The sequence below is a fragment of the Polaromonas sp. genome, from assembly GCF_031411155.1.
In the GTDB taxonomy this organism is placed as follows: Bacteria; Pseudomonadota; Gammaproteobacteria; order Burkholderiales; family Burkholderiaceae_C; genus Polaromonas.
This window is the reverse complement of the sequence record NZ_JANOAL010000326.1, coordinates 1-11,400: the sequence shown is the minus strand read 5'-3', so window position 1 is coordinate 11,400 and position 11,400 is coordinate 1. Positions and strand designations below refer to the sequence as shown.

The 11,400-nt window shown below is 63.2% G+C and carries 14 protein-coding genes and 1 pseudogene; 10 read left to right on the top strand and 5 right to left on the bottom strand.

The annotated features are described in order from the left end of the window. Positions 1–212 precede the first annotated feature (212 nt). The 4 genes from RMO23_RS19030 to cutA are packed head-to-tail and all read left to right on the top strand — an operon-like array spanning position 213 to position 1,459. On the top strand, positions 213–494 hold the full coding sequence (locus tag RMO23_RS19030; RefSeq protein WP_309684614.1) for a BrnT family toxin: 282 nt from the start codon (positions 213–215) through the stop codon (positions 492–494). Next, the gene (locus RMO23_RS19025; protein ID WP_309684611.1) at positions 448–747 is read left to right on the top strand and encodes a BrnA antitoxin family protein; all 300 of its coding nucleotides are present in this window, start codon (positions 448–450) and stop codon (positions 745–747) included. The genes RMO23_RS19030 and RMO23_RS19025 overlap by 47 nt, the downstream gene beginning before the upstream one ends. A gap of 32 nt (positions 748–779) precedes the next feature. Beyond that, positions 780–1,088, top strand: a complete 309-nt coding sequence (locus RMO23_RS19020; RefSeq protein ID WP_309684609.1) for a hypothetical protein — start codon at positions 780–782, stop codon at positions 1,086–1,088. A gap of 44 nt (positions 1,089–1,132) precedes the next feature. Continuing rightward, positions 1,133–1,459 (top strand): divalent-cation tolerance protein CutA, encoded by a 327-nt coding sequence (gene cutA, locus RMO23_RS19015; protein WP_309684606.1) that lies wholly within the window; start codon positions 1,133–1,135, stop codon positions 1,457–1,459. A 15-nt stretch (positions 1,460–1,474) separates the two neighbouring features. Here cutA and RMO23_RS19010 read toward each other — a convergent pair whose 3' ends face one another. The 3 genes from RMO23_RS19010 to RMO23_RS19000 all read right to left on the bottom strand — a co-directional run bounded on the left by RMO23_RS19010 (position 1,475) and on the right by RMO23_RS19000 (position 4,253). Continuing rightward, positions 1,475–2,239: a slipin family protein gene (locus RMO23_RS19010; protein ID WP_309684616.1), complete on the bottom strand. Its 765-nt coding sequence runs from the start codon at positions 2,237–2,239 to the stop codon at positions 1,475–1,477. A gap of 20 nt (positions 2,240–2,259) precedes the next feature. Then, positions 2,260–3,774: a nodulation protein NfeD gene (locus RMO23_RS19005; RefSeq protein WP_309684601.1), complete on the bottom strand. Its 1,515-nt coding sequence runs from the start codon at positions 3,772–3,774 to the stop codon at positions 2,260–2,262. 260 nt (positions 3,775–4,034) lie between these two features. Then, the gene (locus RMO23_RS19000; protein ID WP_309684598.1) at positions 4,035–4,253 is read right to left on the bottom strand and encodes a hypothetical protein; all 219 of its coding nucleotides are present in this window, start codon (positions 4,251–4,253) and stop codon (positions 4,035–4,037) included. A 153-nt stretch (positions 4,254–4,406) separates the two neighbouring features. Here RMO23_RS19000 and RMO23_RS18995 point away from each other — a divergent pair, with 153 nt between their 5' ends. The 4 genes from RMO23_RS18995 to RMO23_RS18980 all read left to right on the top strand — a co-directional run bounded on the left by RMO23_RS18995 (position 4,407) and on the right by RMO23_RS18980 (position 7,842). Next, the gene (locus RMO23_RS18995; RefSeq protein WP_309684595.1) at positions 4,407–4,919 is read left to right on the top strand and encodes a hypothetical protein; all 513 of its coding nucleotides are present in this window, start codon (positions 4,407–4,409) and stop codon (positions 4,917–4,919) included. Next, a complete protein-coding gene (locus RMO23_RS18990) occupies positions 4,916–6,187 on the top strand; it encodes an Hsp70 family protein (RefSeq protein ID WP_309684594.1) in 1,272 nt (423 codons plus the stop codon). The genes RMO23_RS18995 and RMO23_RS18990 overlap by 4 nt, the downstream gene beginning before the upstream one ends. Positions 6,188–6,281: 94 nt before the next feature. Beyond that, positions 6,282–6,746 (top strand): DUF2721 domain-containing protein, encoded by a 465-nt coding sequence (locus tag RMO23_RS18985; protein WP_309684591.1) that lies wholly within the window; start codon positions 6,282–6,284, stop codon positions 6,744–6,746. Between the two features lie 166 nt (positions 6,747–6,912). After that, the gene (locus tag RMO23_RS18980; protein WP_309684589.1) at positions 6,913–7,842 is read left to right on the top strand and encodes a patatin-like phospholipase family protein; all 930 of its coding nucleotides are present in this window, start codon (positions 6,913–6,915) and stop codon (positions 7,840–7,842) included. A gap of 49 nt (positions 7,843–7,891) precedes the next feature. On the opposite strand, the gene RMO23_RS18975 is transcribed toward RMO23_RS18980, so the two are convergent. Then, a complete protein-coding gene (locus RMO23_RS18975) occupies positions 7,892–8,626 on the bottom strand; it encodes a glutathione peroxidase (RefSeq protein ID WP_309684583.1) in 735 nt (244 codons plus the stop codon). A 210-nt stretch (positions 8,627–8,836) separates the two neighbouring features. Beyond that, a complete protein-coding gene (locus RMO23_RS18970) occupies positions 8,837–10,468 on the bottom strand; it encodes a 4-hydroxyphenylacetate 3-hydroxylase N-terminal domain-containing protein (RefSeq protein WP_309684581.1) in 1,632 nt (543 codons plus the stop codon). A 104-nt stretch (positions 10,469–10,572) separates the two neighbouring features. Between RMO23_RS18970 and RMO23_RS18965 the strand changes: the two genes are divergently transcribed. Both RMO23_RS18965 and RMO23_RS18960 read left to right on the top strand, forming a co-directional pair. Next, positions 10,573–11,196: a helix-turn-helix domain-containing protein gene (locus tag RMO23_RS18965; protein WP_309684578.1), complete on the top strand. Its 624-nt coding sequence runs from the start codon at positions 10,573–10,575 to the stop codon at positions 11,194–11,196. Between the two features lie 31 nt (positions 11,197–11,227). Next, a pseudogene (locus RMO23_RS18960) lies at positions 11,228–11,400 on the top strand (isochorismatase); the annotation flags it as partial.

Here is an 11,400-nt window from a genome sequence, read left to right as displayed (position 1 = left end):
CGTTTGCGCCGGCGCATTGCGATTACGCAGGGTGCTGCGGGGAATGTGTTGCAGGAAAAGCGTTGACGCTGGCTTGAGTCGTGACAGATTCATCTGCCCGTCAATAAAGAGGTTTTTCAGGTTCGGCCAGCCATGTCATTGCACGGTTTCGCGGGATGCATCAAAGTTAAATTTTCACTGGCGCAGCTATTATTTTGTAGATACAATAAAACATGCTCACATGGGACGAAGCCAAGCGCAAGCTGAACATCAAAAACCACGGGCTGGACTTCACCGGATGCGATGCAATCTGGGACCACTTCACCATAACGCGTGAGGACAAGCGGCAAGACTACGGCGAGGCTCGTCTGGTCTGCTTTGGCCTTTTGGCCGGTGTTGTGGTTGTGATGGTTTACACGGAACGCTCGAGAGGGGTACACGTGATCTCACTGCGAAAGGCAGAAAAACATGAAACTCGCTACTACCGCCAAGTTACCAAAGAAAACCTCGGCTAAGGTTGCCGACCCGGACAACCCCGCATGGACAGAAGACATGCTGGGTGCGCCCGTTCTCAAGCGTGGCCGTGGGCCGCAAGCCACCCCCACCAAGGTACTTACCTCGATTCGCCTGGATGTTGACGTTCTGGAGTTCTTCAAGTCACAGGGAAGCGGCTATCAGTCGCGGATTAACGATGCACTGCGCATGGAAGTGAATCGAAATTTAACGGGCCGTCCAACCAGGACGGGGCGCAAGCGCGCTACGGTTTGACTTCCAATGATTCACACACAGGCACTGATGTTTTGAACTACTCCCTGACCCTCTACGCCTCCGAAGACGTCACCGACCAGGAGCGCAAAGACGCCGAAAAGCGCTTTCGCAAGGCGCTCGATGAAACGCTGGGCGACGCCAGCCTGGTGGCGCCGGTTCATGCGGCTTATCTGAAACTGGTCTCCCTCTACGGCGATGCGCCGGCGCCGGATGTGTTGTCGGCGGATGAGCTGGAAATCTTCAACCAGTGGCAGGCGGCCGAGTTGGCGGCGCTGACGGCGGCGTTTGGACCTAACCGCTACATGGGGGAGGCGCAGTTTGAGATTGCGACTGCGCCATGAGCAGCAAAGCACCTGAAACAACAGCCGGGGAAGCGCCTGAAAAAATGGCAGACGAAACGCCGTATTGCATGGTGATGACCACCCTCGCCGGTGAAGCCCTGGCCGAAGCGCTGGCCCGGGAGATCGTGCAGGCCCGGCTGGGCGCCTGTGTGCAGGTGCAGGGCATCAAGAGCTTTTACCGCTGGAAGAACGAAACCCGCGGCGAGCACGAATGCCTGCTGCTGATCAAGACGCGCAAGGCGTTGTACCGGCCGCTGGAAGATTTCATTCGGGCGCATCACCCCTACGAAACGCCGGAAATCGTGCAACTGCCGATCACGGCGGGGTCGGCGGATTACCTGCAGTGGCTGGCCAGCGAAACCGGCGGCTGACAGCGCCAGCGCGCGTCAGCTGTCTTTGGCTGCCTTCCGCTCACCCGACAGCAGCGAGCCCAGCAGGTCCATCGGCAGCGGAAACACGATGGTCGAGGCGCGGTCGCCCGCGACCTGGGTCATGGTCTGCAGATAGCGCAGCTGCATCGCTTCGGGCTGCCGGGCCAGCGTCTGCGCGGCTTCGAGCAGCGCGGCGGCGGCCTGTTTTTCGCCCTCGGCGTGGATCACCTTGGCGCGGCGCTCGCGTTCGGCTTCGGCCTGGCGGGCAATGGCGCGCACCATCGATTCGTTCAGGTCGATGTCCTTGATTTCCACGTTGGTGACCTTGATGCCCCAGCCGTCGGTCTGCGCGTCCAGGATGCGCTGGATATCGACATTGAGCCGTTCCCGCTCGGCCAGCATTTCGTCCAGCTCATGCTTGCCGAGCACCACGCGCAGCGTGGTTTGCGCCAGCTGGCTGGTGGCCATCAAAAAGTTTTCCACCTGGATGATGGCTTTCTGCGGGTCGATGACGCGAAAGAAAATCACCGCGCTGACCTTGACCGACACGTTGTCGCGCGAAATCACATCCTGCGGCTCCACGTTCATCGTCACCACGCGCAAGTCGATGCGCACCATCTTCTGTACCCCAGGAATCAGGATCACCAGCCCCGGCCCCTTGACCTTCCAGAAGCGCCCGAGCTGGAACACCACGGCACGCTCATACTCGCGCAGGATGCGTATCGAGCTGGCCGCGAGCACGATGAACAAGATCAGCAGCGGCAGCAGCACGCTGCCCATGCCGAGGTTGAAAACGGGGTTCATGATGGGACTCCTTGGCTTGTTGGTTTTGGTTTTTCTGATCCGATGTCACGGTGCGCGGTGTCAGCCTGCACCTCCAGCGTCAGCCCGTGCAGGCTCAGCACCCGGATGCGCTGGCCGGTCAGCAGTGGCTGGCGGCTGGTGACGCGCCAGCGTTCGCCCCGGACCTGGGCCCAGGCTTCGCCGTCGGCCACCTCCAGCACCTCGCCCAAGGCCCCCGGCAGTTCCTCGCGGCCGCTGACCACCGGCCGCCTGCGCGCCTTCAGGGCCATGCCGCCGCCCAGCAAAATCACCGCGGCCGAGGTCGCCGCCAGCGCCAGCACCAGCGGCAGCGGCACACCAAAGCCGGGCGCGTCACTGTCAAACAGCAAAATGGCGCCGGCGATGAAGGCGATCACGCCGCCGATGCCGATCAGGCCGAGGCTCGGCATCACCAGTTCGGCCCCGAGCAGCGCCATGCCGAGCAGAATCAGCGCCAGCCCGGCGTAGTTCACCGGCAGCAGCTGCAGCGCAAACATCGCCAGCAGCAGGCAGATCGCGCCGGCCACACCCGCCAGGCCAAACCCCGGCGTTGAAAACTCCAGGATCAGGCCGTACATGCCAATCATCATCAGGATCAGTGCCAGGCTGGGGTTGGCCACGACCGACAGCAACTGGTGGCGCCAGTCCGGCGGCCGCGCCTCGTAGGCCAGGCCGCGGGTGGAGAGCTTGACGTCGCCCGTCTGCACGCGCACCGTGCGGCCGTCGATCTGGCGCAGCAGGTCGGGCAGGTCTTTGGCCACCACGTCAACCACCTGGTCGCGCAGCGCCTCGCTGGCGGTCAGGCTGGCGGCCTCGCGCACCGCGCGCTCGGCCCACTCGGCATTGCGGCCGCGCAACTGGGCCAGGCCGCGGATGAAGGCGGCCGCATCGTTGACCTGTTTGGCGCTCATGGGGTCGGCCGGGACAAGCGCGGGGGTAAGGACGGGCCTGGCATCCGGCTTGACATCCTTGCCGCCATCTTTGTCACTTTGTTTACCTTTGCCTGCATCACCCTCATTGGCCGGCGGTTTGCCACCGACCCCCGGCAGGCCAATGGCTACCGGCGTGGCCGCGCCCAGCGTGGTGGCCGGTGCCATGGCCGCGATGTGGGCCGCATAAAGCAGGTAGGTGCCGGCGCTGGCCGCGCGTGCGCCCTCGGGGTGCACATACATGGCCACCGGCACCGGGGAGGCCAGCATCTCGCGGATGATTTGCCGCATCGAGCTGTCGAGCCCGCCCGGCGTGTCCAGCTCGATCACCAGCAGCGGTGCGCCACTGTCCCTGGCCTTGCGCAGGCCCTGAATGATGTAGTCGGCGCTGGCCGGTCCAATCGCGTCCTGCACCTTGAGCACCATCACCGGCGCCGCTGCGGCGGGCGCCATCAGGAACAGCTGCAGGGCCACGGCCAGCGCGGCAGCCCCATGGATGGCGCGCCTGCTGCGGCGCAAGGCCCTGGCCAGCGGGCCGGAAAGGAAGCTGAGCACTGACGCCATAGATGCCTCCAGCAACGCCATGCGTTGCATTCGGCATTCAGGTGTCCGAAGCAACACCTCCCACTATGCGCCAAGCTTCCGCCGGCCTTGCTGGCGAGGTTTTATCCCATGCCGCAAGCCGGGGCTTCAAATCCAGCGTCTGGGCCTGAGTTTATGGGCAAAAACAGCCTCTAGCCCAGGCGGAACGCGCGCTAGCAGCTATCAAAAATATAGCGACTTCCGGTGGTGTGACGGCGGCCTGCGCTGGACTTCAGCCCCATTCAAGGCGAGCGGCTCAGGCGCGGCGAGGCCAGCGCCGTGAGCTGGTCCTGAATCGCCTGGTCCACGCCCTGCAGGCGTGGCAGCAGTTTGGCCTTGTCCAGCGCGGCGTGCAACTGGCGCAGGTCTTTGCTGCTGGTGGTGGCCTTGATCTGGGCCAGCGCCGCCGCAGTGTTGCCGCTTTTGAGGACGGCCTGCATTTTGATAACCCATTCACTCATGGCAAACCCCCGATGGATGATGCGTGGTGCAGCGCGTGGATGCTGTACGCGCGCGATCAGGCCATTGTAGGTTTGCGGTTTGATGGCGGCGGGGCAAGCGTGGGCACAGTAAAATCTGCCCCCCATGATGACATTGACCCGAGTGATAGCGCATTGACCGACTCCCGCACCCCTTTGCCCGACCCGACCCCTAAAACCCAGGAGCCCCGCCTGTGGCGCGGCGATGGCTGGACCGCCCAGGTCATCAAGAACGAAGACGACGATGGCTGGGCCGTGGCCATGATCAAGGACGGCGAGCCCGAGCCCGCGCTGGTCGGCCCCTGGACCATGGGGCGCGACAAGAAGAACCCCAAGCCGCTCGACGGCAACGCCTTCAGCACGCTGGTCAAAACCGCGTCCGAGTTTGTGCGCCGGCACGAGCAGCAGCTGCATGCGACGCTGCACCAGAGCATCACGGTGACCGCCATGGTCAAGGCGCAGCCGGCGCGCATCAGCGTGTCACTGGACATCGTTCCCGACGAAGACCACCCGCATGCGCTGCTGAGCGCACATGACGAAGCCGGCGAGCCGCTGGCGCAGCTGCGCGTGGCGCCGTCGTTCCGGCTCAACCGCGCCAGCGCGGTGGCCTGGGCCGAGGGCGATTTTGCCAAGCCGGCGCTGCGGTGAGCGCGGCGCTTGATGCCTGCGGCATCGACTTCGGCACCTCCAACTCCACCGCAGGCTGGAGCCGGCCCGGCCAGGGCGCCGGTGCCTCGCCGCTGCTGCCGCTGGAAGACGGCAAGCTGACGCTGCCCTCGGTCATTTTTTTCCACGCTGAAGACGCCCATGTCAGCTACGGGCGCGCCGCATTGGCCGACTACCTGGCCGGGCACGAGGGCCGATTGATGCGCTCGCTGAAAAGCCTGCTCGGCACCTCGATGATCGACGAGCACACTGAGGTGATGGGCCGGGCCCTGCCGTTTCGGGACTTGCTGGCGCAATTCGTCGGCGAGCTCAAGCGCCGCGCCGAGCGTGCCGCCGGGCGCCAATTTACCCGCGCCGTGCTGGGCCGGCCGGTGTTTTTTGTCGATGACGATGCCCAGGCCGACCAGCGCGCCGAGCGCACGCTGGAAGAGATTGCCCGCAAGTCCGGCCTGAAGGACATCGCTTTTCAGTACGAACCGATTGCCGCCGCCTTTGCCTACGAGGTGCAGATTGCGCGCGAAGAGCTGGTGCTGGTGGTCGACATTGGCGGCGGCACCTCGGACTTCACGCTGATTCGGCTGTCGCCAGCGCGTGCCCGCCTGGCCGAGCGCAAGGACGACATTCTGGCCAGCAGCGGTGTGCATATTGGCGGCACCGACCTGGACCGCGCGCTGAACCTGGTCAGCGTGATGCCGCTGCTGGGCCTGGGCAGCGCGCTCAAAAGCGGGCTGGAGATGCCGTCGGCGCCGTACTTCAACCTGGCGACCTGGCACACCATCAACATGGCCTACAGCAAGCGCGCCTTGAGCCAGATCAGCGACATGCATCGCCAGGCCTGCGACCGGCCGAAGCTTGAAAAGCTGCAAAACCTGGTGAAAGACCGCGCCGGCCACTGGCTGGCGCTGCAGGTCGAGGGCGCCAAGATTGCCTTGTCCGACGCGCCCAGCGCCACCATGGAGCTGGGCCGCATCGCGCAGGGCGACAGCGTGACGCTGCAGCGGCAAGACCTGAACCAGGCGATTGATACGCTGGTGACGTCGGTGCAGCAGACCGTGGCGCGGCTGCTGCGCGATGCCTGTGTGGCGGCTGCCGGCATTGACACGGTGTTTTTCACCGGCGGCTCCAGCAGCGTGCCGCTGCTGCGCCAGCGTATTCTGGCGCTGGCGCCGGCGGCGCGCTGCGTCGAGGGCGATCTGTTTGGCAGCATTGGCGCCGGCCTGGCACTCGATGCGCGGCGCAAGTTTGGCTAGTTCAGTTTTGCCCGGCGTTTGCCGGACAATGGGCCGACGCCCAACAAGTGGTGACCCTTGCAAATAGCGGCCCCGCGCCCTCTGGAGCTTTCGAATGATCTTTGCGCCCGACCTTTCGACGGTGACCCACGCGATACAGCTTGCCGTGGCCCCGGTGTTTTTGCTGACCGCCGTGTCCGGCATCATTTCCGCCGTCGCGGGCCGGTTGGCCCGCATCATTGACCGCGCCCGCCTGCTGGAGAACCGGCTCGAGGCCGGCGGCGTGGAGGAAGGCCGCGCCGTGAAGATGTATGCCGAGCTGGGGCAGTTGCGCAAGCGCGGCTGGCTGGTCAACGGCTGCATCGCCTTGCTGACCTTTTGCGCCATGCTGATCGGCAGCACGATTATTCTGCTGTTTCTGGGCGAAACCAGCGAACTGCCGACCCTGAAGATCGCCACCGTGTGCTTTCTGTCGGGCGTGATCTGCTTTTTGCTGGCGCTGCTGTGCTTTCTGGCCGAAACCCTGCTGGCGACCCGGCTGCTGAAGTTTGCCCAGTTGCCCGCGCGCCCAGGGCCCTAAGCCCAAAAATAGGCATCAAAAAGGCCTGTAGCCCAGGCAGAACCTGAGCAGAAAGCTATGAAAATAGTAGCGGTTTGACATGCTGGCCGCATTCCCTCTCCCTTGACTTTGCGCCCCCGTGGATGAAACTGGGGGTCTGGGCAAAGTCGGTGAAGAAGGGGTGGCCATGTACAAAATACTCTCACTGGACGGCGGCGGGCTGCGCGGCCTGATCACCGCGCGTATGTTGCAGCGGCTCAATGCCGAACCGGCCATTGCCGGCTGGCTGGACCAGGTGGACCTGATTGCCGGCACCTCGACCGGCGGCATCCTGGCGCTGGGCCTGGCCGCCGGCAAGACGCCGCAGCAGATTGCCGACCTCTACAAAATCAAGGGGCCGGACATTTTTGACGACAGCCTGCTCGACGACGTGCTGGACCTGGGGCGCACGATTGGCGCCGAATACTCCAGCAAAACCCTGAAGAAAGAGCTGCGCAGCATTTTTGGCAACACCACGCTGGCGCAACTGGGCAAAAAGGTGGTGATTCCGACCTTTGACCTCGACAACGAAGCCACCGGCCGTAACGAGCGGACCTGGAAGCCCAAAATTTTCCATAACTTTTCGGGCGCGGATACCGATGGCGAATTTCTGGCGGCCGACATTGCGCTGTACACCAGCTCGGCGCCGACCTACTTTCCCTCGGCCGACGGCTATATCGATGGCGGTGTGTTTGCCAACAACCCGAGCGTGGTGGCGCTGGTGCAGGCGATTTCGCGGCGCAACAAGCCCGCCGAGCGGGCCAGGATCGATGACGTGGTGCTGCTGTCGGTGGGCACCGGCAAAACGCTGAACTACATCAAGGGCAAGTCGCTGGACTGGGGCTACGCGCAGTGGGTCAAGCCGCTGATGAATATTTTGATGGACGGCGTGGCGGGCATTGCCGACTACCAGTCGTCCCAGCTGCTGGGCGACAGCTACAAGCGGCTGCAGATCATTTTTGACGAAACCGAATCGATTCCACTGGACGCGGTCGACAAGCTGGACCGCATGGACCAGATCGGCAGCAGCGTGGTGCTGACCGACACCATCGAGTGGATTCAGACGCAGTGGGTGTAAATAGCGTGGCTTGAGCCCACTGTGCGACGCCGTTTTTCTGGGGCCAGGGCTAGCGACTTGCCAACCAGGCCTGGAGTTCTTTCGAGCCGCCAATTTTCTGGCCTCCGGCAAACACTTGCGGCGCCGTAGCTGCGCCCGCGACCGCCTGCAGCGTGCGCGAGGTGATGCCCTTGCCCAGCGCTATTTCCTCGTAATGCAGGCCCGCGTCTTTGAGCCAGGATTTCGCACTGGCGCAGAAGGGGCAGCCGGGTTTGGTAAAAATGGTCAGGGGCACCGGTGCTGTTGCCTCGGGCGCGACGTACTTGAGCATGGTGTCGGCGTCTGAAACCTCAAACGGGTCGCCGTCGCGTTCCGGCTCGATGAACATTTTCGCAATGGTGCCATTTTTGACCAGCATGGAATAACGCCAGGAACGTTTGCCAAAGCCCAGACTGCTTTTATCGACCAGCATGCCCATGCCTTCCGAAAACTTGCCGTTACCGTCCGGGATCAGCGTGATGTTTTCGGCTTCCTGCGCCTTGCCCCATTCGTTCATCACAAACGCATCGTTCACCGACATGCAGATCACGTCGTCAATGCCATGGGCCTTGAGGGTGCCGGCGAGTTCGTTAAAACGCGGCAGGTGGTTCGATGAGCAGGTGGGGGTGTAAGCGCCAGGCAAAGAGAAAACGACGACGGTTTTCCCGTCAAAAAGATCAGCGCTTTTCACATCGACCCATTGCTCGCCTTGACGCGTCTTGAACGTGACATCGGGAACCTGTTGTCCTTCTTTGTTGGGCAGCATGCGGGAATCCTTGGGTTTGAAGAAAGAGAGCTAAAAATCAGCGCGATAACAAGCCGGTCGCGTCCTTGCTTGCGGGGCGTCGCTCTTACTTGTCACTCTTGACACGTCATCGTCAGGCCAGGAACGGCGAGCGGCTGTCAGACAGCGATGATTGGGCTGTAGGCCAATCTCACCTGTGGTGAGTAGCAAACTGGTATCCCGGCCGGGTTTTTAGTGCAGACGCCTGGAAGGCAAAGTGGCCTCCACTGCCGGCAAATCCACCATCACCGGCTGGCCCGGCGTGGTGCAGCCGGTGTCGCAACATTTACCGGGCTGGCGGTTCTGGGTGATGGCGCGTTGGGGGTCATGCGCCACACCTCTTTCAAGAATCCGCTCCACCAGCTCCACCTTCGATCCAATGGGATAGTTGCGGTAAATCTCCTGCTTCATCGCCGCTGGCGAGCCGCCGCCATGCAGGCTGATCACGCTGTACCAGCCGCCCTGGTAACCGGCTGTCAGGTCTTCGATGAAGCGCGCGGTCTCGATCCGCTGCGCATAAGGCACGTCCGGGTTGGCGCGCAGCACTTCCGACAGCTTGGCGCCGGTCTCGGGGTTGTGGTCTTCGTCGGGGCCGGGCAGGGTGACGATGAGGCCGCCGCTGACATAGTGCGCAATGCGGTGCATGTCGTAAATCTTGGTGGCCAGCAGCAGCTTGCCGATGTTGCTGAACACCGCATCGGGCATGAAGGTCTGGCTGTGTTCGTCGGGTTTGCCATAGACGCTGGCCGCTACGCCGCAGGCGTAAAAACTCTCGGTAATGGTGATCAGTTCGACCATCTGCTCGCGCAAATGCGTTTCCCTGGCAGGATCAAAGCCGTTGGCCTCGCACATCAGCGCACCGGCGCCTATCAGCAGGTCGCCAAAGCCGGCGCGCGCGCCTATGCAGGTGTGACGATGGTGCGTGGCGTAGCTATAGGTCAGGTGGCCCGAATGTTCCCATTCGCCGGCGTAAAACACGCTGTCATACGGCACGAACACCTTGTCAAACATCACCACGCCGGTGCTCTGGCCGTATTTCCGGCTGAACAGGGCGGCGCCGTGTTCGACCTTTTCACCGGGGCGGCCGGCCGGGCGGGCAATGATGGTGATGCCGGGCGCGTCGATGGGCACGGCGCAGCAAACCGCAAAGTCAGCGTCTTCACGGCCCATGTTGCGGCAAGGCATGACCAGCAACTCGTGCATGTAGGGCGCGCCGGTCACGATGGCCTTGGTGCCGGAAATCACGATGCCCCGCTTGCCGTTATGAAGAGCATTGCGCTCCACGATGTGCAGGTAGCTGTCGACATTGGCCTGCTCGTGCGGGCGCTTGCTGCGGTCGCCCTTGGCATCGGTCATGGCAATGCCCAGGGTCAGGTCCTGGTCCTGCACGCGGTGCAGGTAGTTGAGGAAGCGGGCCGTGTGCTCCGTACTCCCTTTCGCGTCATCAATGCGCGCTGATACCTGGCCAATCGCATTGAGCGCATCGTGCGTCAGGTAGCGCTGGGCGCAGCCGGTTTCCTGACAGACCAGGCGCACGGCTTCCAGCTTGTTCAGCAGGTCGCCGCTGCTGGTGTTGATGTGCGACAGCCGGTTCACCAGCTTGCCGCTGGTGTGCTGGAGCGCCGTCATGATGGGCGCGTATTGCGGCTTCAGGGCGTAGTCGTAGGTCAGCGCAATCGCATTGATGCCGGGGCCAAAGCCGCGCTCGTCCACCACGCTGGCCACCTGCTGGCCGTCCAAGAACACGCGGGGTTGGTAGCGGCGCAGCGATTCGCGAAAGTCGTCGCCAGACATCATGCTGGTGCTTGGGGCAGGGGCGTTCATGGGCTCTCCGGGGGTGGGTTTTGACAATTTTAAACAGTGTTCAATTTAATTGGCAAGCGTTTAATTTTTGCGAGTTGCCGTTGCTTTGCGCGTATATTCAGGCCATGCAAGCCAGATTGCAACGCCAGCAAGCCCTCAACGATTCGCGCCGCGCGCTCATGCTAGACGCTGCGCGTTCGGTGTTTGAGCGCCTGGGCATCGAGGGCGCCAGCATCCGCGAAATTGCCAAACAGGCCGGTTACACCCCCGGCGCGATTTACTCCTACTTTGACAACAAGGAGGCGATTTACGGCGCACTGCTGGCCGAATCGCTGGAGCGGCTCAATGCGGCGGTTGATGCGGCGGGCGCAGATGCCGCCAGCCCGGCCGATCTGCTGGAGGCCAAGGCCAGCGCCTGGTTCGGCTTTTACGCCGCCAACCCGCGCGACCTGGACCTGGGCTTTTACCTGGTGCAAGGCCTGCAGCCGCGCGGGCTGACGGCCGAGTTGAATTTCCAGCTCAATGACCGGCTGCACGACGCGCTGCGCCCGGGCGAAGCCGCGCTGCAAGCCATGGGCCTGCGCCCGGATGCCGCTCTGCGTGAAAATACGTCCCTCTTCGCGCACGGTGTGGGGTTGCTGCTGATGCAACACACCGGGCGTATCCGCATGTTTGGGCAAGACGCGCCCGTGCTGTTCCAGGCTTATCTGACGAACCTGGTGGCACGGCTGAACGCCCCCGCCCCGTGACCCGACTTCCCTCACTCAAGACAGGACCCCCATGTTGTTAGACGCCGATGATTGCCAGCTGGTGCTGGTGGACTACCAGATCCGCCTGATGCCCGCAATTTTTGACCGCGAGGCGGTGCTGGCCAACGCCGTGCGCCTGGCGCGCATGGCCCAGGCCATGCAGGTGCCGGTGTGGGGCACCGAGCAAACGCCCGACAAGCTGGG